26 protein-coding genes are annotated in these 25,497 nt (G+C 38.2%); 8 read left to right on the top strand and 18 right to left on the bottom strand.

Annotated features, from left to right (window positions below):
- Positions 1-32: 32 nt before the first annotated feature.
- On the bottom strand, positions 33-800 hold the full coding sequence (locus tag OK18_RS13625; protein ID WP_053329374.1) for an MBL fold metallo-hydrolase: 768 nt from the start codon (positions 798-800) through the stop codon (positions 33-35).
- Between the two features lie 54 nt (positions 801-854).
- On the opposite strand from OK18_RS13625, the gene OK18_RS13630 reads away from it, so the two are divergent.
- Positions 855-2,282 carry a hypothetical protein gene (locus OK18_RS13630; RefSeq protein ID WP_053328331.1) on the top strand — a complete coding sequence of 476 codons (1,428 nt, stop codon included), beginning with the start codon at positions 855-857 and terminating at the stop codon, positions 2,280-2,282.
- 12 nt (positions 2,283-2,294) lie between these two features.
- Positions 2,295-2,744 (top strand): GAF domain-containing protein, encoded by a 450-nt coding sequence (locus tag OK18_RS13635; RefSeq protein ID WP_050021536.1) that lies wholly within the window; start codon positions 2,295-2,297, stop codon positions 2,742-2,744.
- Positions 2,745-2,855: 111 nt separating this feature from the next.
- On the opposite strand, the gene OK18_RS13640 is transcribed toward OK18_RS13635, so the two are convergent.
- The 7 genes from OK18_RS13640 to OK18_RS13655 all read right to left on the bottom strand — a co-directional run bounded on the left by OK18_RS13640 (position 2,856) and on the right by OK18_RS13655 (position 7,245).
- Entirely contained in the window at positions 2,856-3,323 is a 468-nt protein-coding gene (locus tag OK18_RS13640) for a cupin domain-containing protein (protein WP_050021535.1), read from the bottom strand.
- Positions 3,324-3,433: 110 nt separating this feature from the next.
- Positions 3,434-4,171, bottom strand: coding sequence for an ABC transporter substrate-binding protein (locus tag OK18_RS13645; RefSeq protein ID WP_053328332.1), 738 nt, complete (start codon positions 4,169-4,171; stop codon positions 3,434-3,436).
- 27 nt (positions 4,172-4,198) lie between these two features.
- Complete coding sequence (gene mgtE, locus OK18_RS13650) at positions 4,199-5,521, bottom strand: magnesium transporter (protein ID WP_053328333.1); 1,323 nt, start codon at positions 5,519-5,521, stop codon at positions 4,199-4,201.
- A gap of 161 nt (positions 5,522-5,682) precedes the next feature.
- On the bottom strand, positions 5,683-5,856 hold the full coding sequence (locus tag OK18_RS21260; RefSeq protein WP_156173287.1) for a hypothetical protein: 174 nt from the start codon (positions 5,854-5,856) through the stop codon (positions 5,683-5,685).
- A gap of 34 nt (positions 5,857-5,890) precedes the next feature.
- On the bottom strand, positions 5,891-6,034 hold the full coding sequence (locus OK18_RS21265; protein WP_156173288.1) for a bacteriocin-like protein: 144 nt from the start codon (positions 6,032-6,034) through the stop codon (positions 5,891-5,893).
- Between the two features lie 182 nt (positions 6,035-6,216).
- Positions 6,217-6,360, bottom strand: coding sequence for a bacteriocin-like protein (locus OK18_RS21270; protein WP_156173289.1), 144 nt, complete (start codon positions 6,358-6,360; stop codon positions 6,217-6,219).
- A 336-nt stretch (positions 6,361-6,696) separates the two neighbouring features.
- Positions 6,697-7,245, bottom strand: coding sequence for a hypothetical protein (locus tag OK18_RS13655; protein WP_053328334.1), 549 nt, complete (start codon positions 7,243-7,245; stop codon positions 6,697-6,699).
- Between the two features lie 172 nt (positions 7,246-7,417).
- Between OK18_RS13655 and rpsO the strand changes: the two genes are divergently transcribed.
- On the top strand, positions 7,418-7,687 hold the full coding sequence (rpsO, locus tag OK18_RS13660) for a 30S ribosomal protein S15 (RefSeq protein ID WP_050021533.1): 270 nt from the start codon (positions 7,418-7,420) through the stop codon (positions 7,685-7,687).
- Between the two features lie 111 nt (positions 7,688-7,798).
- Here rpsO and OK18_RS13665 read toward each other — a convergent pair whose 3' ends face one another.
- Together OK18_RS13665 and OK18_RS13670 are read right to left on the bottom strand one after the other, a co-directional pair.
- Entirely contained in the window at positions 7,799-8,158 is a 360-nt protein-coding gene (locus OK18_RS13665) for a DUF4260 domain-containing protein (RefSeq protein ID WP_053328335.1), read from the bottom strand.
- 271 nt (positions 8,159-8,429) lie between these two features.
- Complete coding sequence (locus OK18_RS13670; RefSeq protein ID WP_228377616.1) at positions 8,430-9,842, bottom strand: sugar MFS transporter; 1,413 nt, start codon at positions 9,840-9,842, stop codon at positions 8,430-8,432.
- Positions 9,843-10,262: 420 nt separating this feature from the next.
- Here OK18_RS13670 and OK18_RS13675 point away from each other — a divergent pair, with 420 nt between their 5' ends.
- The gene (locus OK18_RS13675; protein WP_053328337.1) at positions 10,263-12,470 is read left to right on the top strand and encodes a polyribonucleotide nucleotidyltransferase; all 2,208 of its coding nucleotides are present in this window, start codon (positions 10,263-10,265) and stop codon (positions 12,468-12,470) included.
- 175 nt (positions 12,471-12,645) lie between these two features.
- On the opposite strand, the gene OK18_RS13680 is transcribed toward OK18_RS13675, so the two are convergent.
- From OK18_RS13680 to OK18_RS13705, 6 genes are all read right to left on the bottom strand, one after another.
- On the bottom strand, positions 12,646-14,934 hold the full coding sequence (locus tag OK18_RS13680; protein ID WP_053328338.1) for an outer membrane beta-barrel family protein: 2,289 nt from the start codon (positions 14,932-14,934) through the stop codon (positions 12,646-12,648).
- Between the two features lie 6 nt (positions 14,935-14,940).
- On the bottom strand, positions 14,941-15,381 hold the full coding sequence (locus OK18_RS13685; protein WP_053328339.1) for a MarR family winged helix-turn-helix transcriptional regulator: 441 nt from the start codon (positions 15,379-15,381) through the stop codon (positions 14,941-14,943).
- A gap of 100 nt (positions 15,382-15,481) precedes the next feature.
- On the bottom strand, positions 15,482-18,721 hold the full coding sequence (locus OK18_RS13690; protein WP_053328340.1) for a M1 family aminopeptidase: 3,240 nt from the start codon (positions 18,719-18,721) through the stop codon (positions 15,482-15,484).
- 2 nt (positions 18,722-18,723) lie between these two features.
- On the bottom strand, positions 18,724-19,596 hold the full coding sequence (locus OK18_RS13695; protein WP_050021527.1) for an ABC transporter ATP-binding protein: 873 nt from the start codon (positions 19,594-19,596) through the stop codon (positions 18,724-18,726).
- 133 nt (positions 19,597-19,729) lie between these two features.
- The gene (locus OK18_RS13700) at positions 19,730-19,933 is read right to left on the bottom strand and encodes a helix-turn-helix domain-containing protein (protein WP_002980904.1); all 204 of its coding nucleotides are present in this window, start codon (positions 19,931-19,933) and stop codon (positions 19,730-19,732) included.
- A 1-nt stretch (position 19,934) separates the two neighbouring features.
- The gene (locus tag OK18_RS13705; protein WP_053328341.1) at positions 19,935-20,450 is read right to left on the bottom strand and encodes a DUF2975 domain-containing protein; all 516 of its coding nucleotides are present in this window, start codon (positions 20,448-20,450) and stop codon (positions 19,935-19,937) included.
- A gap of 165 nt (positions 20,451-20,615) precedes the next feature.
- On the opposite strand from OK18_RS13705, the gene OK18_RS13710 reads away from it, so the two are divergent.
- Positions 20,616-20,957 (top strand): TfoX/Sxy family protein, encoded by a 342-nt coding sequence (locus tag OK18_RS13710; protein ID WP_050021526.1) that lies wholly within the window; start codon positions 20,616-20,618, stop codon positions 20,955-20,957.
- Between the two features lie 57 nt (positions 20,958-21,014).
- Here OK18_RS13710 and OK18_RS13715 read toward each other — a convergent pair whose 3' ends face one another.
- Both OK18_RS13715 and OK18_RS13720 read right to left on the bottom strand, forming a co-directional pair.
- A complete protein-coding gene (locus OK18_RS13715; RefSeq protein WP_053328342.1) occupies positions 21,015-22,091 on the bottom strand; it encodes a nucleotidyltransferase domain-containing protein in 1,077 nt (358 codons plus the stop codon).
- A 37-nt stretch (positions 22,092-22,128) separates the two neighbouring features.
- On the bottom strand, positions 22,129-22,881 hold the full coding sequence (locus tag OK18_RS13720) for a nucleotidyltransferase domain-containing protein (RefSeq protein WP_053328343.1): 753 nt from the start codon (positions 22,879-22,881) through the stop codon (positions 22,129-22,131).
- A 246-nt stretch (positions 22,882-23,127) separates the two neighbouring features.
- Here OK18_RS13720 and cobT point away from each other — a divergent pair, with 246 nt between their 5' ends.
- From cobT to cobC, 3 genes are read left to right on the top strand one after another with little or no spacing between them, the layout of a single operon-like run.
- Positions 23,128-24,132 carry a nicotinate-nucleotide--dimethylbenzimidazole phosphoribosyltransferase gene (gene cobT, locus OK18_RS13725; protein ID WP_050021524.1) on the top strand — a complete coding sequence of 335 codons (1,005 nt, stop codon included), beginning with the start codon at positions 23,128-23,130 and terminating at the stop codon, positions 24,130-24,132.
- Positions 24,133-24,915, top strand: coding sequence for an adenosylcobinamide-GDP ribazoletransferase (locus OK18_RS13730; RefSeq protein WP_053328344.1), 783 nt, complete (start codon positions 24,133-24,135; stop codon positions 24,913-24,915).
- Positions 24,900-25,454: an alpha-ribazole phosphatase family protein gene (gene cobC, locus OK18_RS13735; protein ID WP_050021522.1), complete on the top strand. Its 555-nt coding sequence runs from the start codon at positions 24,900-24,902 to the stop codon at positions 25,452-25,454. The genes OK18_RS13730 and cobC overlap by 16 nt, the downstream gene beginning before the upstream one ends.
- Positions 25,455-25,497: the final 43 nt, after the last annotated feature.

The following is a 25,497-nucleotide window of genomic DNA, read 5'->3' on the forward strand; positions in this document are numbered from 1 at the left end:
TTAATATTCAAAAGTTTTTTGAATAAAAAAAATTAGAAATTAATCTCTAAACCATCGTAGGCAAGGTGGATTCCGGGTGGAAGCTGCTTATCCTCAATATCATGCAGGCCAAGGTGATGACTGATGTGGGTTAGAAATAATTTCTCAGGTTGTAGTTCTTCAAATAATTTAATAACATCCGGAAGAATAAAATGAGCAGGGTGCGGATCAAATTTTCTGATACAGTTTAAAATCAATACATCCAGACCCTTCAGTTTTTCCTTTTCTTTTTCTGAAATGAAACCCGCATCCGTAATATAGGCCAGCTTTTTAAATTTATATCCGAAGACAGAGATTTTATAATGAATCACTTCAACAGGAGTGATTTCTGTATCCAAAACAGTGAATGGCTTATTTTCAATTTCATGAAGTTCAAAGGCAGGAGCTCCGGGGTACCTTACATCTGCAAAAGCATAGGGAAAGCGGTTTTTAATTTCATGGGCCACTCTGTGGTAGCAGTAAAGCGGGACGTCTTTGCCGCTTTTAAAAATCAGGGGTCGCATATCATCCAGTCCGATGACATGATCATTATGTTCATGAGTGATCAGGGTAATATCTACGGTATGCTCATGGTTGCTAAGCATTTGCTGTCTGAAGTCAGGGCCGCAGTCGATCAATATTTTTTTATTTTCCTCCGTAGTGACCATCACGGAAGAGCGTAAACGTTTGTCTTTGGGATTTTCAGAAGTACACACTTCGCATGTACAGCCAATAACGGGCACACCTTGCGAAGTACCGGTTCCTAAAAATTTCAACTTCATTTTGTTTTGAGGTTGGTTTAATTTTGGTAAATTTACAAAAAATTTCATGTCCTAATGTATCAGAAACTAACTCCTAAGCAAAAAGCATTAACAATTAATCTAGATCCTACTATTTATGGTACTTTCGCAGAAATTGGAGCAGGGCAGGAGACTGTTCGCCACTTTTTTAGAGCAGGGGGAGCTTCCGGTACAATTGCTAAGGCGATGTCTGCTTACGACAAAGATTTTAGTGATGCCATCTACGGAAAAGAAGTAAAAAACAGGTACGTTACCCAAAACAGACTTCGTAAAATGCTTCGTTATGAAGTTGCATTGATCGAAGAAAGAATTTCAAGGGATAATAATCCGGACAGAAAGTTCTTTTCCTATGCCAATACCGTTACCACGATTAACTTTGACAAAACAGTAAAAGGCCACGGTTGGGTAGGAATCCGTTTCCAAACCAAAGAAAATGAAGATTACAACGAGATTGTTATCCATGTGAAATTCAAGGAAAATGATGCCACCTTACAGCAGGAAACGTTAGGAAACCTGGGAGTGAACCTTATTTTCGGAGCCTTTCATTATTTTGACAATCCGAGAACCCTTGTTGAATCTTTATATGATGATATAGCAAAAGACAACCTGGAAATTGATATGATTGATTTCAGCGGTCCTGCATTTGAATATGTAGATAACAGGCTGATGTCTCTTCAACTGGTAAAAAATGGTATGACCGATGCCGTTATTTTTAATTCCCAGGGAAACAACATGCTTCCTGCAGATGTACTGTATAAGAAAAATATTTTTGCGGTGCGGGGAAGTTTCAGGCCGGTAACGAAAGTGAATATTGATATGCTTCAGAACGGTCTGGATATGTTTTTAAAAGATGCCACCTGCACCCATGAAGAAACGGAAGTTCTTATTGAAATCACAATTTCCAACCTGAGGGCAGATGGTGATATTGATGAAAGAGACTTCCTGGATAGAGTAGATATTCTCGGGAAATTAGGATATACGGTTATTATTTCAAACTTCTCGGAATATTACAGGCTGATTGATTACTTTGCTTCCTACACAGGAGGAGACATTGGAGTTGCCATGGGGGTCAATAATCTATTGATGGTATTTGACGAAAAATACTATAAAGATTTATCCGGAGGAATTCTTGAAGCATTCGGGAAATTTTTCCGAAACGGTATGAGGGTGTATCTGTATCCTTATAAAGATCCTGAAACCCATCTGTTGCTGGATTCTTCAAATCTTAAAGTAGAGGAAAACCTGAAAGAATTGTATAAATATTTCAAACGTAATAATCGTATTGTAGATATTACGAATTATAATCCGGAGTTCTTAGAAATTTACTCACGGGAAATATTAAGAAAAATTGCATGCTGCGTTAAAGGATGGGAGACCCAGGTTCCGGAAGGCGTTGCAGAAATGATCAAAGAACGTGGAATGTTTGGTTACAAAGAAGAACTTTCATTTAAACAATTCTCTTAAAAATATTAAATAATGTCAGAATTAAAAAAAAGACTTTCCTCTATTCTTGAAAGTCCCAAACATAATACAGAAGAAAAACTTGAAAAAGTTTGCCACCTGCTGGACCAGGAAATTTCTTATTTCAACTGGACAGGCTTTTACTTTAAAAATGGGGATAAAGATGAACTGATCCTGGGACCCTATGTGGGAGCCCCTACAGACCACACCATTATCCCTTATGGAAAAGGAATTTGTGGCCAGGTTGCCGTTTCCAATGAAACCTTTGTTGTTCCCGATGTAAACGAAGAAAGCAATTACCTGAGTTGTTCCATTGATACCAAAGCTGAAATTGTGGTCCCGATATTCAAAGATGGGAAAAACATTGGCCAGATTGATATTGATTCCCATACCATAGATCCTTTTACAGATGAAGATCGCGAACTATTGGAATGGTTATGTAATGAAGTTTCAAAAATTTTATAATTGAATTTCAGCAATACATCATATAGACTCCGGCTTTTACAGCTGGAGTTTTTTTGTCACTATTGAAAAAATGAGGTATTCAAATAGAAATCTTAGAATTACGGTTACTTATTATGGATTATAAGTGGTAATGACAAACAGTATTAACGGTTCATCCCCTGTGTTTTCAATAGAATGGTAACCAATAGAACTAATGGCGGTAATGTCTCCCTTTTGAAGGGTTTTTTTACGCACAGGACCTTGTATCCCCGTTCTTTCCCGGTATTCCCCGGTTCCATGTACCACAACATATAATTCCTCTTCATTTCTTTCATTATGGGTATGAAATCCGGATTCATCGCCTTTTTTCAATAATACCATGTAAGCCGCCAGCCGGTTATTAGCCAGTTCCTGGTGACCGAACATCTGTATCATATATACGGTTCCGTTACCGCCATACATGTTTTCACGTTTATCTATGCGGGTAATGCTCCGTTCATTCTTTCCGAATGCCATTACATACAGGTGAATGTATTTTGAAACTTCTTGTATAACGTGGTCAAATTCTACGCCTTCAGATAATATAACTGTACCGGACATGTGCTTTAGTTTAATGCAGCTCAATGTACCCAAAAATATATCATAAAGCAAGCAGAGCTCATTAAAGTTTTAAAAATAGTCTGGGTATTACTTATGTTGTGGTAGCAAAGTCAGTCTTGCATTGCCTGTACCTCCGTCAGCAATTCTTTAAAATAGTTTTCACATTTCGCGATATGCGTTCCATACCAGGAGAATGCTTCACCATCTACAATCATTATCTTTTTATCAGGATAAAAGACTTTTAGCTCTTCAATATGTTTTTCTTTAAATGGAAACGGTTCGGAAGATAGCATAATAAGATCAGCTTCTGCAAGATCCTCAGGAGTAATTTCAGGATAGCGGGTTTTATCTTTAAAAATATTTTCAAAACCGGTTTCAGATAAAATCCTGTGAATGAATGTGTCTGAACCAACCGACATATAAGGGTTTTTCCAGATAAGATAAGCTGTTTTTATACTTGTATCAAGCTTTGCCTGATTAAGGACATCATAGATTTTGAGATTGAACAATTGTGCTCTTTCCTCCCTTCCAATCAGCTTTCCAAGGTTCTTAAGCAGATAATAATTATCTTCTATTGTTTCTACGTTGGTTACCATAACCTTGAAGTCATTCATTAAAGCTTCCACCTGCTCTTTTACATTTTCCTCCTTGTTGGCAAGGATAAGATCCGGTTGTAAAGCTTTGATTTTTTCAATATTGATGTTCTTGGTTCCTCCGACAATCGTTACGTTTTTTACTTTATCTTTGGGATGTATGCAGAATTTAGTCCGGCCTACAACCTCATGTCCGGTTAATCCAAGATCAAATAAAGCCTCAGTAATAGAGGGGACAAGTGAAACAATTTTCATATTGGCATAGTAAGATGATGCCTAAAATTACAAAAGTTTTCCGGTTAAGAAAAGTCCCGCTACCGTAAAATAGATGATAAGTCCGGTAACATCTACCAGGGTGGCAACGAAAGGGGCAGAAGATGTAGCAGGATCGAGTTTTAATTTCTTTAAAACAAACGGAATCATCGATCCGGATAAGGTTCCCCATAATACAATGGCAATCAGTGATACGGAAACACTTAAACCTACATATACCCAATATTGGCCATAATCGAAAAGGCCTATTTTTTGCCAAAGCATAATCCTGATAAAGCCAATGATCCCTAAAATAGCTCCCAGGCACAGTCCGGAAATAATTTCTTTTCTCATCACGTACCACCAGTCCTTAAGGCTGATTTCCTGAAGGGCCATAGCACGGATAATCAATGTAGCTGCCTGTGAGCCTGAATTCCCACCACTGGAAATAATTAAAGGAACAAACAGGGCAAGAACAACCGCTTTCTCAATTTCTTTATCAAAATATCCCATGGCAGATGCTGTCAGCATTTCTGATACAAAAAGAATAATAAGCCATGTAGCTCTTTTCTTGATCATTTCCGTCCAGGAAGTTTGGGTATAGGGGAGATCTAAGGCTTCCAACCCCCCGAATTTCTGGATGTCCTCTGTATTTTGCTGCTCAATTTGGTCGAGGATGTCATCTATTGTTACAATTCCTACCAGAACACCGGCCTCTGTAATAATAGGGAGTGCGCCACGGTCATATTTTTCAAAATAAGTAACTGCATCCTCTTTTGAAGTCGTTGTGGTAATCGCCACAAAATGATTGTCTGTAATATCGGAAACCAGGGTGTCCTCTTCTTCAAGAAGTAAAGTTCCGATGGCGAGGTCATCAATCAGCCGGTTTCTTTCATCCACTACATACAGGTAATTCATGGTTTCTACCTTCTTACCTACTTTTTTAATTTGCTGGAGACACCGCTTTACCGTCCATTCCTTACGGATCTGGATATAGTAGGGGGTCATCAGACGGGCAATAGAATCCGAATTATACCCTAAAAGTTTTAAAGCAATCCTTCTTTCCTGTGGGTTAAGATGATTGATGGAATATTTAATCAGCTCATCCGGAAAATCCTCAAAAAGGGCAGTCCTGTCATCCGGTGTCATCGCATTAAGAATTTCAGAAACATCATCGCTTCCGATACTCCTGATGGTATCTTCCTGAAAATCCGGATCAAGATGGGAGAAAACTTCGGCTTTGTACTCTTTCGGAACCTTCAGGAACGCGAGTAGCCTCTCATCAGCTGGAAGTTCACTGAGAGTTTCGGCAATATCGGCAGGGTTGAAGATAAGTTCGTCTCTAGAGTTCAAAACGTGAAATTTTAGGATATGCAAAAATAATTCAAATTTTTAAGACTGGCCAATAAACTGGTAAATTTAAGGATTAATTAAAGTCTGAAGCTGTGTAATAAAGAAAAACACCCGCCGGAGCGGATGTTGAAAAATTAAATTTTAAAATGCATGCAGGCCCATTATTCCAAAATAGGCTCACATTGTATTACGGGAGAGGGAAGGCAAAACCCTCCGGTACAGCATTCACCGGGATCACATTGGGGTTCGGTGGTTCTGCATTTTCTGGCCTGAAGGCTTCCTTTGATTTCTTTTTGCTCTTTTCTGCTAAGCTTTTTGAACGTTGTAGCTGACATGGTGACTAATTTTAAGTAAGATTAAAAATATTTCCTAGTCTTCAATACAGGCATATTCCATACAGACGCCCCTGCAGCAGATTCCGATAAAACATGGTCTGGTTTCACTGCATCTTTCAATCAGTCCCCCGTTAATTTGCTTTGCTTTTTCTCTACTGAGTTTCTTTAAATTTTTCATGTGATTTGATTTTATAGGTTTGTTAAGTTTTACTTATTCCAGACAGATGAACGGTGAACAAATTCCATAGCAACACCATCCGGCAGCACATGGGTTGGAATCACTACATCCTGTTAATTTGCTTTGCCTTTTCTCTGCTGCTTATTCAGTAATGATAAGACAGGTAATGGAATGTGTTACCATTATTCCAATGGGCACATTTGTGGACTGCAAATTCCATCACAACACCATCCAACAGTGCATGGACGGGTGATGCTGCATCTGGCAATAACACCTCCGTTAATGTGTTTTGCTGCTTCTCTGCTGATTTTCTTTAAATTTTTCATAGGATTTAGATTTTAATGTTTCACTAAAATAACAAATATTTTTCAATTATTCCTATTTTGGTGAAAATATTGCGTTGGTAGTCAGTATTTTATAGATGTTTTGGAGATATTTAGAAAAATAGAGTAGTGTAAAAGGAAATGCAGCGAATGACAAATTAACGGTAAAGCATGCTTCTGTTTTGAAGCCGGAACTATTATAATCGGTTATAAATACAGTATAAAACGAGCTGTAAAAGACTTCCTAATAATGGATGAATGGTAAAAGCGGTGTGAAATGAAAGGATAATTATGAAAATAGATCGAGAAGCAAATTTTCAAATAAATTTTACAGTTTAATTAAAGCTCTGCCTCTGCAGGTTTTAATTTCCTCAGTTTTTTTATAATTCCTCTTATGGCACCATCGGTACCTATCTTAACGGAATTCACAGTTGATCCCAGCAAACGCATATTTTTTCTGTAAGTGTCATGGTCTGTTTCCGTAACGAGATTCCCATCAGCACTAAAAAGCTTCATGCTCACCACAACCTGATTAGAAAAGACATATTTCCCGAGACCTACTTTGAAATAACGTACTTTAGAAACAATTGCAAAATCGGCATCGTTATTCACACAGTAATCCATAATGGTTTGTTTATCTATGCTGTCAAAAGGAACCTGAACTTCAGCCCGGAGCATTTTGTTTTTTCTCCCGCTGAAATTATCAGTTACAGCATCAAAGAAGGCATTATTGGTAGGCTCTTTTATTTCATCAATATCAGGCTCTACCTCAGGATTGAAGTATAAAACTTTTTTTATTTTGTCCTCAGCATTCCTCTGTGCTTTTACCAAAGTAACGCCTGTCAATAAAAAAGTGATAACTGCTGTAAAGAATATAATTTTTTTCATTTGTAATTCGAATGCAAAACTACTGCCTTTTTGTTGGATTACATACAATTTATTAAGAATTTTTTAACATTTTTTTCTATCAATTTTAATTTATGAAATCATAATGTTTGCAAAATCAAAAAATAGTCGTAATTTTGCACCCGTTACATAATAATCATTAAACAATATTGGAATGTACTTAACAACAGAAAAAAAGCAGGAAATTTTCGCAAAACACGGAAAATCTGCACAAGACACAGGAAGTGCTGAAGGACAAATTGCACTTTTCACTTTCAGAATCAACCATCTTTCTGCTCACTTAAAGAGCAACCATAAAGATTTCAACACTGAAAAATCTTTGGTTAAGCTGGTAGGTAAAAGAAAAAGATTACTAGATTACCTTAAAAATAAAGATATCGCCAGATATAGAGCGATCATCGCTGAACTAGGTTTAAGAAAATAATCTATAAAGATTTTCAAAAACAAAGCAACTTCGAAAGGAGTTGCTTTATTTTTTATAAGCAAAGAGGGCGACAAAGTCTCCAGTTTTGCACTTATCTGTATGTTCTCCAACTTATTCCGCTTTTTTACCAATTTTTCCCAAATGCGTATTCTGAAAACTATCCGGATATTTCAAACCATATCCTAATATTCTGTCAAATGCGGAATGCGAAAATAAAATAGCTCCGATCATCTGTAAATAAGGGAGTGCGAGCACCGTGCCGGCAAGATAAACAACAATAGCAATTCCTAAATGGTGAAACAGGTTATAACAAAAGGCACCTGCTTTATTATTAATCGTATATCCCAGCATGGAAATATCAGGAGCAAGGAAAAGTCCTGCAAACCACCACCAGGAGTATCCCGTTTGTGCAAAAGCTAGAATTCCAAGGATTAAAAAGGCTGCGTATTCAAGTTGTAACTGAAACTTCATCAGAATAAGGAATTTAATGATTATATAAATTAAGTCGGAATTTCGGGAAGAAAGTTACATACAAGGCCAAGAGTTTAGGATCAGAATGCTTCTAAAAGTGCAGGCGCCTGTATGTGTAAGAGTGCAAGAATGAAATAATATTTTGTGATTAACGATGTGCTTATGATTTAAAAATGAGAATTTTTATTGCTTGCCCATAAGATAAAGTCGTGAAAATATAACAGGCTGTTCCGGAAATGAAACAGCCTGTTTAAATTATTTTATATAGAGGTTAATGTCCTGATTTCGCTTCAGTGCTTTCTACATGCCCCAGAAATTTGGTGCAGTAAGCTCCGAAAATAAGAATCACAAGATAACAGAACACCGGGATGATAAATGACTGCTGTACTCCGAACTGGTCTGCAAGATACCCCTGAAGAATAGGAACGATAGCTCCTCCTAAAATTGCCATCACAACCAGGGATGAGCCCTGACTTGTATATTTCCCCAGTCCTGAAATCGCCAAAGTGTAGATATTGGAAAACATGATTGAATTGAAAATTCCGATTCCCAAAACACTGTACATGGCCATTTCCCCATGATTAACCATAGTTGAAATCAGCAGGATAACATTAATTGCGGCAAAAATGGAAAGAGTTCTTGCCGGAGCCGCTTTCCCCACAAAGAATGCTGCAAAGTTCAGTAATATAAATACCAGGAAAAAGCTTATTTGGGCAAAACTAAGGTTAACAATGCTGAAAATCACAAGGAAAACCAATGTGGCAGCTCCTAGCATAAAAACTGCTTTTTTAGCCTGGCTCATCGATTGGTTTAATGAAATAGCTCCAAGGAAACGTCCGATCATTGCACCTCCCCAATATAATGAAAGATAATTTTTACTGATCGCTTCATTGAATTTCATGGTTTCTTCAAGGAAACTGATAATAAAACTTCCTACTGCCACCTCACCTCCAACGTAACAAAACATGGTAAAGACTCCGAATTTCAGGTGATTAAATTTCAATGCTCCCCATCCTTGGAGTGTTTCTTCAGTTTCCATTTGAAACGAAGGAAGCTTCACTCTTGAAATTAATAAACCTACCAACAGGAGGATGGCAGCGAAGATTAAATAAGGTATTCTTGTTGCCACCGCACTGAATGTTCCGTCCGGTTCCGAAAATAATTCAAAAATTAAGTGTCCTCCCAATACGGGCGCAATCGTAGTTCCGAAAGCGTTGAAAGCCTGTGTCATATTTAAGCGGCTGGATGCTGATTCTTCTGAACCCAGCAATGAAACATACGCATTGGCTGTGATCTGCAAAACAGTGAAACCTAATCCCAGAATAAACAATGCACCTAAAAACAAAGGATAATAAGAGAAAGTGGCTGCCGGATAAAACAGGATACAGCCGAAAGCTGCCAATACAATCCCGAAAAGAATTCCTTTTTTATATCCCACTTTATTGATAGGGTCACCTTTGGAAATGGAAATAAGGAAATAAACCAGGGAACCGATAAAGTAAGCTCCGAAAAAGCAGAACTGTACCAGCATGGATTCAAAAAAAGTCAGTTTGAAAAGTTGTTTCAGATAAGGGATCAGAATATCATTCATACAGGTAATGAATCCCCACATAAAAAAAAGCAGGGTGATGGTGATCAATGGAACCGTATAATTCCTGCTTTGTGATTGTACTTCTTTATTCATAAACATTTATTTAATATAAAAGGGGCCCTTTCTTCGATAAGGATACCTTAATTTTTTGCCTGCAGCATATTATTTTGTGAAGTAAGGCAAATATAAGAGATAGGTTTGTTGTTTTGCAATTGTTTTCCAGTTTTATCTGTCAGATATTATTTTCTTTTTTTGAGACAATAATACAAAAAAGCAATGATTTTTTAGGACAATTTATGAAAAAACAATTTTCATTTTTTGCCAATAATAATGAATAAGTTCTGAATTAAGTTGAATCTTTCATTTGCCGACAGACATAATTTTATAATCCGATACCTTATTTATACAAACGAAAAATTTAATATTTCATTATTATATAGTACCTTTGCAAACGAAAATTTAAAGAGTTTAAATATTAATCATACTCAATACGGAGTATAAAGACGAAAATTTATGAGTATACCTCAAGCGTTTACAGAAACGGTTACCCTTGCAGATGGCAGGGAAATCACGATTGAAACGGGGAAGCTGGCTAAGCAGGCTGACGGATCCGTAGTTGTTAAATGTGGTGGGACAATGCTTTTAGCAACTGTTGTAGCCAATAAAGAAGCAAATCCCGGAGTAGACTTTTTACCATTAACAGTAGATTACAGGGAAAAGTTCTATGCGGGAGGAAGAATTCCAGGGAATTTCTTCCGTAGAGAAGCAAAACCATCTGATGATGAAGTGCTTACTATGAGATTGGTAGACAGGGTATTGCGTCCGCTTTTCCCTGAAGATTTCCATGCGGAAGTACAGGTGATGATCTCACTGATCTCTTATGACAAAGAGGTGATGCCTGAAGCATTAGCCGGTCTGGCAGCTTCTGCGGCCATCGCCATTACAGATATTCCTTTCAATGGACCAATGTCTGAAGCCAGGGTAATAAAAATAGACGGAGAGCTATCTGTAAACCCAAGTTATGAAAATTTATTAAAAGCAGATATCGATATTATGGTGGGAGCTACTAAAGACTCCATCGTAATGGTAGAAGGTGAGATGAAAGAAATCTCCGAGCAGGAAATGCTGGAGGCAATCAATTTTGCTCATGCAGAAATCAAAAAACAGATTGAAGCCCAGGAGAGATTAGCTGCAAAAGTAGGAAAATCTTTCCCTAAAAGAGAATACAGCCACGAAGAGCATGACGAAGCCATTCGTGAAAAAGTATGGAATGAATGCTACAACAAAGTGTATGAAGTAGCAAAAACTCCATCCAATAAAGAAGAAAGAGGAGAGAAGTTCAAAGCAGTTCTTGAGGAATTTTTAGCCCAGTATGCTGAAGATGAAGAAGAATTGGCAAGAGTGACTCCTTTCGTTAAAGTATATTACCACGACGTAGAGAAAGAAGCTATGCGTCAGATGATCCTTGAAGACAATATCCGTCTTGATGGTCGTGATCCGCAAACGATCCGTCCGATCTGGTCAGAGATTGACTATCTTCCGGGAGCTCACGGTTCAGCAATCTTTACAAGAGGGGAAACCCAGTCTCTGACTGCCGTAACATTAGGCTCTGTAAAAGATGCCAACATGATCGACAGCGTAATCACGCAGCACGACGAGAGATTCTTCCTGCATTATAATTTCCCTCCGTTCTCAACTGGTGAAGCAAGACCTTTAAGAGGTACATCAAGAAGAGAGGTAGGACACGGAAACCTGGCACAAAGAGCTTTAACAGCAGTAATTCCCCAGGAAAACCCATATACCATCAGAATTGTTTCCGATATCCTGGAATCAAACGGTTCCTCTTCAATGGCAACTGTTTGTGCCGGAACATTGGCATTAATGGATGCCGGAGTTCAGATTACAAAACCTGTTTCAGGGATTGCAATGGGATTGATTACGGATAAAAAATCAGGAAAATGGACTGTACTTTCAGATATCTTAGGTGATGAAGACCACCTTGGAGATATGGACTTCAAAGTAACCGGTACAGCAGACGGTATCACAGCTTGTCAGATGGATATTAAAATCCAGGGACTTTCTATGGATATCATGGAAAAGGCTTTAATGCAGGCTAAAGACGGAAGATTACACATCCTTAATAAAATCACAGAAACTATTGCCCAGCCAAGACCGGATGTGAAGCCTCATGCTCCGAAGATGGTAATAATGGAGATTGCAAAAGACTTCATTGGAGCGGTAATCGGGCCTGGTGGAAAAATTATTCAACAGCTACAGAAAGATACGGATACGGTTGTTTCAATTGAAGAAATCGGAGAAATCGGACGTATTGAAATTGCCGGAACAGACAGGGAGAAAATCAATGCTGCGATCGCTAAGATCAATGAGATTACCTTCGTACCGGTTGTAGGTGAAGTATACAAAGGTAAGGTAGTGAAAGTGATGGATTTTGGAGCTTTTGTGGCCATTGCCAAAGGTACTGAAGGACTTCTGCACATTTCAGAAATTGAATGGAAGCGCCTTGATAAGGTTCCATACGCTGAAGGTGATGAAGTAGAAGTAAAATTCATGGGGTATGATGACCGTAAGAAAATGAAGCTTTCCCGTAAAGTTCTTTTGCCAAGACCTCCAAAACCGGAAGGTAAACCGAAAGCTGAAGGACAAGGAAGACCACAAGGCGGAAAACCTGCAGAAAACCAGACGCCTACTACAGAAGCATAAGAAATATTCTTAGATATGAAAAATCCCTCATTTTGAGGGATTTTTTGTTTGTATAGGGTTGAAAAGTGCAACCAGAAGGTTTTTACCTGTGATAACATTAAATGCTTTATAGGTCAGGGTTTATTTTTTCTCTTTTAATTGTATATGCTCCCTTGCATCTTCAACAGTCTTTATTTCAGCTTCCGATTCTTTGTTTTAAATCCTCAGCTCCCCCGGTTTTTCTCGGCTGTCCGTTTTTAGAAGAACCAAAGTTATAAGTGTAGGAAAGTGTCACCACACGGGAGTCCCTTTTCACAACAAAATTTTCTACATAATTATTAAAAACAGTTTGTGCTTTAGGGTTACTGGAGAAAAATACATCGTTGAATGCAAGCTTCAGGATGCTGTTATTTTTAAATTTCTTCTGGGCTCCTATATTCAGGTACCAGATGGGTCTTACGTCCATATAGGCATAAATTTCCCGGGTTCTGTAATTGCCTGTGACTTCTGCTGTGAATCCATTTCCTAATTTGAAGGAGTTGATGCTGTTGATATTGAAATTAAAATTTCCTTTGTTGTTGATCTGGGTTTCAGAAACATTTCCGGTGTAAGTCGCATAATAAAAATTGGCATTGTTATTCATGTCCCACCATTGGGTCACTTTTACAGGAGCGATCAGGTAAAGGCCGTAGTTAGAGACCGAGCTGAGGTTTTCAATAGTTTGTACGGTCACATTTTTACCATCTTCTATAACAGGCTTGATGACATCCGTAATATTGTCACTGGTTTTACTGTAGCTTAATGTAAAGAAATATTTATTGCTTAAGCTATAGGTAATTTCATAATTCATCATGGTTTGTGGGCTCAGGTCAGGATTTCCGGTTTTGGAAGTGGTAGGATCCAGATAGAACTTAAACGGGTTCAGCTGCATATAACTGGGTCTTGTGATCCTTCTGCTGAAATTGATTTCCAGGTTGCTTTTATCCGTCAGGTCATAAGAGAAAACAGCACTTGGAAATAATTGCGTATAATTTTGTTTATTAACCTGATTCGTAGCAAGCTGTGTTCCTTTTATGTTGGTATTCTCTACTCTTAAACCGGCTGTCATTTTTAATTTTTCCCATTTTTTGGAGACATTTCCATAGATGGCATTAATATTTTCTTCATAAATAAAATGATTGCTCTTTGAAGGATCAAAAACCGGATTTCCGGCGTCTAAATTGAAAAACTTCAGATCACTGTCGTTTTTTACAAAGCTGGTCTTAATTCCTCCTTCCAGTTTCCAGTCATTTTTTAAATTTTTAGCGAGATCAGATTTTAATGAATAAATATTTAATTTTCCATTGATATCACCTTTTAAAATATCAAGCCTGTCAGAATTTTCAGATATCAGGTGGGTTTTTGTTTCAAAATTTTGAAGCGAGGAATTGGTATAATTAATATAATCAAAATCTGTAGTCAGTTCCGATCCTAAAGAATCAAGAGCATATTTATGGTTCAGGTTCACCGAAAAATTATCCCAGTCATTTTTTGTGGTACTCAGTGTATTGAAAGTACTTTCAGGAATGCGGTTGTTGTTCAGTGTTATATTGTTGTTATCACCATCCAGATTAAGCCTGCTGGTGACCAGGCCTAAAGAAAAGCCCAGCACATTTTTATCATTCATATAATAGTCCATTCCGGCTTTTGCCACATGACTTTTAATGCCAAACTTTAGATAATTATCCTGTAAATAAGCTTTTTCAAAATTATTATTGTTATAAAAATTTCTATCCAGGATCAGGTGGTTGTAAAGCTCCCTGTAGGCAAAACTGTAATTTCCGAATATATTGAACTTTTTATTCCTGTGATTAATGCTGAAGCTGTTATTGTTCTTCACATACTTTCCTGTTCCTATAGAGGATGAAGGAAGCCCTTTCAGATAATTGGCGAGATCACTTCCGGTCATTGGTGTATTTTTACCATCAATCTGGATGAGCAGGTTTCCTTTTCCCCTGAGGCTGATATTATCATTGGAATCAATGTTGACTCCCGGTGCCTTTTCCAGCACTTCAAAAGCTGAGTTTCCTGTACTGGCAATACTGTTTTCGACATTCATAATCATTTTTCCGTCCTGTCTTTCAATCAGGGGCCTGGTCTTTGTAATGGTTACTCCTTCAATTGATTTTATTTTCAGGTCAATAGGAGGGAGGCTGGTATTGCCTGCCAATGCAATATTGTCAGAATGATAGATTTCAGAGCCGTTTCTGTTAATCTTTAACCGGTAAGTTCCGGGCTTCAGGTCATTGAAACTGAACTTTCCGTTGGCATCTGCAATTTCTGTTTTAATAAGTTTCTGTTCAGAGTCGAATAAATTGATTTCCATCTGCTCTGTTTTCTCAGAGGAAATAGTGCCTGACAAGGACAAGCCCTGCATAGTTTGTGCTGACAAATAACTGCTGAACAGGAACATCCAGATCAGCAGAAATGAAAATATTCTGGCCATAGTGTTTTATTTTTTTGAATTGAGACAGTTTTCTGAAATTTTAAGCAAAGCGGAATACATCACTTCCAGCTCTTTTTTACTAATCCCCTCTAAAGCCGTTTTTCTGTTTTTTTCAACAATATTCTGAACCTTTTCTATGATTTCCTTTCCGGATTCTGTCACTTTTAAATTGGTTTTCCTACGGTCTTCAGGGTGTACGTGTCGTATAATATATTCTGACTTTACCATGATATCAATGATTCTGGTTACAGAAGCATTATCTTTAAATACCAGATCACCAATCTCATTCTGGGTAATTCCCGGGTTTTCCAGAATAGCCTTGATGATAAGCCATTGATCTATGGTTATCGTAAAACCGTTTGCCTTTAGCTGACGTTGTGCATAGTTTCTATAGGCCCTTATGGCTTTATCGATATTGTAGAATATAATTGAATTTAGTTTTTCCATGATATCATTAAAATGATAAATCAATTATTGATATATCAATTAATTGGTTGACCATCAATATACCTTTGTTACACTACCCTGAAATTTTTTTTAAAATAATTTAAAAACTGCCAATAGGATCATTGATTTTTTCCTTTACAGATGGGCCTTTTAGAGAATAAGAGGGAGCTGTATTTTCAATCACTTTAAATAATCCGTCGATTTGTGGCCGCATTCCCGGAGGAGATACATGATAAAACTCTTTGAGAAGATCCAGAGAACCCGGCTTTTTAGGGTACCGGTTGTTGCTTAGGAAATTCCTTAAAGCCAGATTTACTTTTTCCTCCCCAATAAGTTCACTTAATTTTACCATAGCAACAGCACCTTTAGAGTATGAAATATGGGGAACTTTCCCGGTAGCCCTGTAAATAGGAACATTTTCAGATAATCCTTTTTCATTGTCATAGATTTGCTGATGTACGCGGATTCTGTCCGTCATTTTTTCTTTACCATGCATTTTTTTGTAAAGCATCATTTCTGTATACATGGCGAGAGTTTCTGTAAGCATTACGGAGCCTTCACGGTGATCAGGGTCTATCTGGCTGTTGCCCCACCACAGATGGGAGAGTTCGTGGCCCGCGAGTTCATTGATGACATCCTGTTCTTTATCAGCATGAATGTTGGCATGGAATATCATATCTTCAGGCATAAAGATGACTGATGGGTACGCTGTAGCCGCAAAACCTCTGGTAAATGATGAAATTTCTGCGAAAGTAATGGTACTGAAAGGGTATTGCCCAAAATTCTGCTGGCAATAATCCAGGGTGAGTTTTGCATTCTGAATAAGATGCTCTACATTTTCACCATGATTTTTATGATACAGAATGTTGATCAGGATTCCCTTGTAATTTACTTTCTGAATCTGATATACTGCGGATGAAAAGGCAAACCGGAAAGGGATATTTTTCGCGTAATATCGGGAATAGTTCCTTCCTGCTGTACTCCAGCTTTTTATAAGATCTCCGGTACCCACAGCTGTTTGATTGCCCTCTGTAGAAAGGGTCATATCCAATGTAATAAAATCTTTTTTAAATACTGCCGGATTTTCGGGACTCTGTAATGGCTCAAGCTTTCCGAGCCGGTATTCTTTCCTTTTTTGCTCATCCTGTATTTCTTCTCCTTTCTGGTATCCGATGCCCGGATAATACCTGCTGATTCTTGCAAATGAACCGTTTTCTATAATAGCATTGAAAGATTGGTGACCGTTAACGGCAAACCATTGGTAAGACAATTCAAAATCAAGGACAGCTTCAGTTTCTGGAGCCATTGGCTGGTTTAATGAAATCTCAGCCGTATTTTCGGCAATTGGAATAATTTCTGATCCGTATTTAAAAATTGCAGATTTCAATCGCAGATCTTTATTAAAATTGATCAGGATTTTACTGACAGGACTTTCTGTTTGATTTTTCAGGAGGTATTTTCCCGTGATTTCATACGTGTTCTCAGATGGATAGAGTTTAATTTCAGTAGTTACACCGGTGATGTCAGGTTGTGGCAGATGTTCATATTGCCGGAATTTTTTTTCATATTGCGCAGCATGCAAAACGGAACTTTCTTCATTTTTTGGGATATACCCTTTCATAAAAAGTGATCCTGAATAGATCCCTGAAAATAAGAGAAGAAAACAAACGGAATATTGAATAACAGAGAGCTTTTTAGTTTTTATGAAAAGAACAGCCAGCCATAACACAGCCATGATACCGACACCAAATAAAAGCCTTTGTAAAAAAGCCTCTTCGTAGGTTCCGTACCCATTAAAATCACTGTAACTGCCTCTGAAATCTGAAAATATTCTTAAAAGCGGATAAGAAAATAACATTTGGGAAGCAGGGCCGGCGAATACAAATGAAGATACAACAGATATGCCCAAAGCAATAAACTTGTTTTTTATAAGGTCATTGATCAACAGTATCAGGCTGGTAAACAAGATCAATGGAAAAGTATTAAAGATAAATACTCCGAGATAAGCATTCCAGTCCAGATGCCCATACCCGTAAACAGTCTGGAAAACGATTCCTTCAATAATTGAAATCCCCGTGAAAAAAAACAGCAGGATACTCATGGAAATACAATGACCTGCCCATTTTGCTTTTGAGAAAAAAGTACTTTTTTCAATAAGGAAAAAGCCGGATGAGTGACTCCTCCAATACAGGTCGTTGAGAAAATAAACCACGACCAATATACCCAATATATGGAAGTTTTCAGAAATGGTGGTTGCCATCAGTCCTGAACTGGCGTATTTTTGAGGCAGGCGGATCCCTTTCTCAATTTCGGCATACATTTCCATTCCTATGAAGAATAGCAGGAGGATGGTGACAGCAGGAATAGTAACGGTTTTAAATAAATAAATCAGGTCGGTTTTTGCAAATGACAGGATGGCCTGAACGGAAGATTTTCTATTGAAAATTGGGAATGCAACCTTGTATTCCTCCGAAGAAATCACAGGTGAAGAATAGCGCTGAGGCTCTTTTTTTATTTTTCTTTTTGAAATATGGGAAAATGAGAACAGTCTGAAGGAAAGCAGCAGGAAAATAACTGATATTCCAGAGAACATAAGCCTGTTGAACAATAAATAATGCGTAAAAGGTACAATTTGTGTGTTCTTCTGATGAACGGAAAACACTTTGGCATCCATAAAATAAGAGGAAATGCCGAAAGGATCAAGCCATGCCGAAAGTTGCTGTGCTTCCAATGACTGAGGCATGCTTCCTGCCATAAAAGGAGAATTGGAAAATAGCAGGACAACCATGTACAATACATACAAGAATAAACCGGTTACAACAACGAGTAATTTTTTCCTGATGATGAAAGATACAAAAAACAACAAACTGCTGATGAAAAAAGTATTGAACAGACCGAAAACCAGCAAAGGATATAAGTAATACACCACTTGGAATCCATCCTGCATTTCGCTTCCTGTCCGCATTGCCTGTCCAGTCATAAAACCAGTCATAAGAAAAAAGAAACTTAAAAAAAGTTGTACATAATACGAACAGAATTTTCCGGTCAGATAAGATTTTTTATCGACCGGAAATGAGAACATCAGTAAATCGAACCGGCTATCAGCTTCCTTGAAAAGCAGCTGTAAAGCATAAATGACTCCGGGAAAGATGAGCGAAATGCTGAGTAGTCCGGTCATAAAACCAATGGTATAAGGTGAGTTTAAAAAAATACCTTCTCCAACGGTAAGATTAAACCGGCTGCCGCAAAAGATACCTATTCCTGTTAAGGCTAAGGCAATCAGGTACCCGGACCGGTGCTTTATATGGCGTCCGGCCTCAAATAAAAATATAGTGTTCATGACTAAGGTTTTTGAGTTAGAGTATGAAAGTAAACATGTTCCAATAAAGGTTGTACAGAATAGAAACCTTTGGGATATTCCTGAGAAAAAACGGTGATATGCAGTGCTCTTTCAATTAGCTGCTGGCTGATAATATCATAGTGTAAAGTATACTGTTTCAGCTCATTTTTATCGATAGGTTTAGACCATATTTTGTTTTCCAGTTCTGCAATTAATGCTCCCGGGCTGCCTTGTATAAGGATCTTACCATGATTCATAACAGCCATTTCCGAGCAAAGGTTTCTTACATCTTCCACCAGATGGGTGGAAAGGATCACAATAACATCCCGGCTGATGTCATTCAGCAAAGCATTGAAACGGTTGCGTTCCTCAGGATCTAGACCGGCCGTAGGTTCATCTACGATGATGATCTTGGGTGCACCCAATAAAGCCTGCGCCACTCCGAATCGCTGCTTCATTCCCCCGGAGAAGGTATGAACCTCTTTATTCCTGAAATCTGCAAGGTTGACCTTCTCCAGTAGATTTATAATCTGATTTTTCCGCTGATTCTTGTCTGAAACACCCTTCAATACTGCGATATGTTCCAGCAGATCATATGCAGAAACCCTAGGGTAAACCCCGAAATCCTGAGGCAGAAACCCCAAATGTTTTTTGATATAATCTGGATTCTGGGTAACATCCGTTCCGTTAAAGATGATATTCCCGGAAGTAGGTTTCCGGAGGCCTACAATGGTTTTCATTAAAGATGATTTACCCGCTCCATTAGGACCAAGCAGGCCGAACATTCCGTTTTTGATCTCCAGTGAAATGTTCTGAATAGCTTGATGTCCATTAGGATAAGTGAGGCTGAGCTGGTTAACAGATAATGTATTCATAATTTTGAGTTTGGGTAATACAATGACAGGCGGTCTTTCGACAGCTGTTTTTTGAAGTTAGAAGTTAGTGGGCTGGAAGCTGGAAGTAATGGGAAATTTTAACTCTTAATACTTGGCTTCGCTCCGTAGCCGGCTATTCTTTAAATTCAAGAATATCTCCGGGCTGGCATTCCAGGATTTTGCAGATGGCCTCAAGGGTATCGAAACGTACTCCTTTGGCTTTTCCGGTTTTCAGGATGGAAAGATTGACGGGAGTAATTCCCAGTTTTTCTGCCAATTCTTTACTCTGCATCTTTCTTTTGGCAAGCATTACATCCAAGTTGACTATAATCGGCATTTTATATAAATAGATCTTGTTCGTTTTGCAAATGTAGCCCTTGTTTAAAAATATTGGCAAGAAACAGGCAGAAAATTCCAAGCATAAAGTGAATAAACACCAGTCCCCATATAATACTTTCCACTTCCACAAAGAAACTCGCGATAATAACCAGGGGAAGGGGAATGAAAATATTATACAGGTAAAATCTCTTAAGTTGACCTATATTTTTTTTCGTAAATAATTTGTCGCGGAAGAATACCCTGAAAACTCCGGCAGAAAGCCAGAAAAAAATTCCATAGGAAATTAAAACCAGAAGAAATGAAAACATAATGTACGGATGATTGTTTTCAATATTCAGAAAAGGACTTTCCGTAAACGGATAATTGATGTGAAGGTATTGTCCGTCTTTGTACGGAACAACAGAAAAATCCGTAGCTAAACAAAGAATGGAGTATACAAAAGTGATTAAATAGCCTACCGAAAGAATACAGCAGATATAAAATAAAATCTTTGAAATAATTCTGGTCTGGTTCATGTCATGATCATTAATTGATATTGCAAATGTATAATTAATTATCGTAAAACAATAATTAATTTAAATAAAAATTTATTTTTCTCGATTCAAAATTATCAATAAACTGGTCGGAATAGCGTGATAATCACAGTTTTTAAGTAATTTTAAATAATAAAAATTGAAATCATGGCTTACAGTACTGAACTTGCCGACCGCGTACGGGAACGACTCTTGGTGGAAAATAATATAGAAATTGAAGAAAAGAAAATGTTCAGCGGACTGTCTTTTCTTGTGAATGGAAAGATGTGTATCAGCATCAGTCATGAGAATCTTATGTGCCGCTATGATCCGGAGTTGGAAGAAGAGGTTTCGGAAAAGAAAGGATTTCTGCCGATGATCATGAAAGGGAAGCAACTCAAAGGATACTGCTATGTAGAACCTGCCGGATTTCAAAAGCCGGATGATTTTGAATACTGGATCAAAATATGTCTTGATTATAACCCCATGGCAAAGGCTTCGAAGAAATGAATGGAAAAGAGTTGTGAATAAGAGTGATGAAATTTTCAGTCTCACAATCCATCACTCTTATTTATAGTTATCATGATTTCCGTAAAGCTTTTCTCTTATCCGGACCAGAGTCTTTGTTGTTTTTTCTAAATCAGGATAATCAGGCAGGCTGGAAACAGAATAATGGTTTTCTATAGATTGTATCAGTTTTTCTGCCTTTTGCATAATATCTTCATAGGACTGGTTCCCAGCTTTGATATCCAACAGTTCGTCGCGATTTTCTACACGAACAGTCAATGATCGGGTTTTAAAAATCTGTTCACAGGATTGCAGCAGCCGGATGGTATGCATCATATTCTTGCTGTCATAATTCTGTCCGTGCTTCTGATTGACATTGTAACGGTCTTCATTACGCTCCGCTACCCATTTCCAGTATTCCCTGTAGTCTTTGCAGTAAACAGAGTAGGCATCCAGATTGCAGAACACGTAGGAAACAGGTTTTTCGTCTTTAGGAACAGATGATACAGAAACTTGATTGGCCTCTTCATTCTGAATAACTCCTTTATAACCCAACGTCCCTGATTCATCATAAAATACAGCATACATGCCCTTGGTATGGTCAATATTTGTTAATCCGCATTTTTCCTGAACCTTTCCATATGCTGAAAGCCACTTTTTCAAAGGAACGGAACCCTGGCCTTCAAGAACGAAACAAAAATCCAGGATAGACTTCCTTTCCTTTTCAATAGGATTGAGAATCTTTTTGTTGAGTCCTTTGGCTTTTTTTATCTGCGAAATGGCATAGCCTGCAAAGCTGTCTTTGCATACTTTAGATAAAAAGTCCTCGGTTTTCAACAGATCCATCAGCGGATGTTGGTAAAGAATACAATCCTCCGGACTTGCCAGGATTTCCAGAATATTAGGATTATTCTTCTGAAGCAGTTCCACAAATCTCCCGATTTCATAATAGGTAATATCATTCGTTTCATTGGAAATCTGCTGAATATAATTCAACCCAAAGAAATCTTCTTTCGGCAGATAATATACCCCACGGATATCTGTATCTGAATTTTCCGTCGCCAGCCCGAAAGCGCGGCTTCCGGAGATGGCTTCAAAGAGGAGGAGGTTGTTGTTTTTAAGGTCTTGGATGGTCATATTCTAAGTGGATTCAAATTTATAATATACTTTAAGATTAACATTTCTCCAAGATCTCCCTGAAAACTCTCTCCATCTCAGCCTTATCTGCTTTTCCTCCCGGAAGACCCTTTGATTTTTTCTCGTTCTCTGCGATTGTTTTTTCAAGAAAACCAAACAACGCCCAATCATTCGGATGATAGTAAGATTCTCCTTTGGTGGCTTTTAAAGCAACGAGATCTTCTATTTTTCGCCTGATTGTATCATCTGTCAGAACAAGCAGATCACTGAACAAAACCGGTGGAACGGTTCCTTTTTCTATGATCCATTTTCCAGTGAGTGTGGTTCTCAGGCAATAAAAATAACTTTTTAATTTAACTTCATCACTTCTGCAGGCTTCAAGGTATTTTTTACTCATGCTTAAATAATGATAGGAAACGGCTATCGGAGAAAAGCAGGCATCAGCCAATGGCCTGAAAAGCGCTGTGAATTTTGTGTTTTCCTTGTATACGACAGGAGAATAAAACCAACTCAATAAGGCTGCGTTCGATTTCAGTAAAAGATGAAAAGTCTTGCGGAGATCCCATCCCGAACCATCCAGATCATCTTCCGTTATGAATTCTATCGTTTCATCTTTATCCCATGGGGAAAGATACCAGTCTTTTTCATGCCGGTATATGGACCGTATATCATAATCGCTGTCAGGAGAAGCAAAACCCCACGCCCTGCTCCCGGATTCAACGGCAAGAAGTACTTCTACTCCCCGTATTTCTTCTACTTCTTTTATCTTTTTCAGTATTGTTGGTGACATTGTTTTTTTTATTGATAATGCAAAGTAATGATGAAAGTGCGCGATGTTTTTGCGTAGATTTTATATTTTGTAAGGTCTGAAAGTTCCAGAGGTAAGAGGTAGCATTGCAATATTGTATTTTAAGCTTCAGGTCTCTCGTTTATGATTATCTATCTATTCCCTTCATATTTTCCATGAATCCTTTGTATGAAAATCCCTATTTCACTAATATTGCACTTTCTCTATCCACATAACTATTTTACATTCATGTTATCATCAGAATTACAGCACAAAATTGATTTCAAAACAAAACCTTTAGGAGCATTGGGACAGCTTGAATATCTGGCCCACAAAATCGGAATGGTTCAGAAGACCACTTCACCCGGATTGGTAAAACCCCATATGGTTGTTTTTGCAGCCGACCATGGAATTGCTACAGCGGGAGTGAGTGCCTATCCGCAGGAAGTAACATACCAGATGGTGATGAATTTTTTGAGTGGTGGAGCAGCGATTAATGTTTTCTGTAAACAAAACGGTATTGAAATTACAATTGTAGATGCCGGAGTTAATTTTGATTTTCCTCAGGGACTGCCTTTACAAGATAAAAAAGTAAGAAAATCCAGTCGTAACATTCTAGAAGAACCTGCCATGACTTCTGAAGAATATCTTCAGTCCCTTGAAAATGGCCGGCAGGTAGTGAGAGAAATTGCAGGAAGTGGTTGTAATATTATTGGCTTTGGAGAGATGGGGATCGGGAATACTTCCGCTTCTTCACTGATGATGAGTCAATTGTTTAACCTGCCTATAGTGAGCTGTATCGGGCGTGGTACCGGGTTGAATGATGATCAGTTACAGAATAAAATCAATATTTTAACGGCGGCGATAGAAAAGTATCCGGATCTAGCAGCTCCAGATGAAATTGCCAGGACTTTTGGCGGGCTTGAAATTGCCCAGATGATCGGTGCAATGGAAGAGGCCTTTCATCAGGATATGCTGATAATGGTAGACGGTTTTATTGCAACCATTGCGATTGCTACTGCATGGAAAAAGAATTCTCAAATCCTTAATAACTGTATTTTCTGCCATGTAAGCGATGAAAATGCCCATCTTCAGCTGATAGAACTGCTGGGACAGAAAGCTTTACTCAATCTGAATTTGCGTTTGGGAGAAGGAACAGGCTGTGCACTGGCGTATCCGTTACTTCAAAGTGCTGTTAATTTCCTGAATGAAATGTCAAGTTTTGAAGATGCCCATGTTTCAAATAAAGAATAGATGAAAACCATAAAGAATGAATTGATTTACTTTGCGACAGCATTAATGTTTTTCACCAGAATTCCGGTTCCGTTTACCATTCCGTATTCCGGTGAAATCATGAATAAATCTCAAAAATATTTTGCCTGGGTCGGATTATTGGTCGGATTGATCAATGCGGTATTTCTTTATCTTTTTACGCAGCTTTTTAACCTGGAAATAGGGATTGTGCTAATGATGATTAGTAGTGTTTTACTGACGGGGGCATTCCACGAAGATGGCTTCACAGATATGTGCGACAGCTTTGGAGGCGGATACGGGAAAGAAAAAATTCTTACCATTATGAAAGATAGCAGGGTAGGAGCTTACGGAACCATTGGAATTATCCTGTTGTTTGCTTTGAAATTTTTCAGTATTCAGGCTCTGGGAACGGTTGATCTGATGAAGACTCTGTCAATTGTTATCCTGGCACATACTTCAAGCCGTTTTATTTCAGGAACGATGATTTATACCCACCAGTATGTGACGGATATAGATGTCAGCAAATCAAAACCTTTGGCGAATAAACCATTGGATGGGATGGCATTACTGGTTGGCTTTATCAGTGTTTTAATTTCTTTTGTCCTGATCCCTGACTGGCGCTTGGTGCTGGCTTTCGCACTCGCTTATTTGGGGAAGATGAGCATGGGCTGGTATTTTAAAAAGCATATCGGTGGCTATACCGGAGACTGCCTGGGGTCGGTACAGCAGGTGTGCGAAGTTTTATTTTATCTCGGAACAATTATCGCATGGAAATTCATCTGATTCGGCATACAGCTGTAGATAATCCTGAAAACCTCTGTTATGGTTTTGCTGAAATGCCTTTGCGTGGAAACTATACTAAAGATTGTGAAAAGCTTGACCTGGATGAAGAGTTTGATCTTGTCATTTCAAGTCCTTCGCTGCGGTGCCGCCTTCTTGCTGATTATTTCAAATTTGATTATACGACAGATGCTCGGTTGAGGGAGATGAACTTCGGAAACTGGGAGCTGAAAAAATGGACTGAAATCCCTGAAGAAGAAATCAATCCCTGGTATCAGGACTTTGTTAATGTAAAAGCTTCGGGAGGAGAAAATTTGCTTGAAATGCAGACCCGTGTGCTTAGCTTTTGGAATGAATTGATTAAGAAAAAGAATACCGGGAAAGTCCTGATTATTACCCATGCAGGGGCCATCCGCCTGATACTTCAGTCAATTTTGCAATTTCCGCTCGAAAATATGTTCAGCATACAGATTGATTATGGAAAGAAGGTAATTATTAAAGCAGAAGGATCGTTATTTTCAGTTTATAAAGTAAATAGTTAGACTGTTCAACACTTAAAATAAAAAACCACCGGCATACCGGCGG

It is taken from the genome of Chryseobacterium gallinarum, assembly GCF_001021975.1.
Taxonomy (GTDB): Bacteria; Bacteroidota; Bacteroidia; order Flavobacteriales; family Weeksellaceae; genus Chryseobacterium; species Chryseobacterium gallinarum.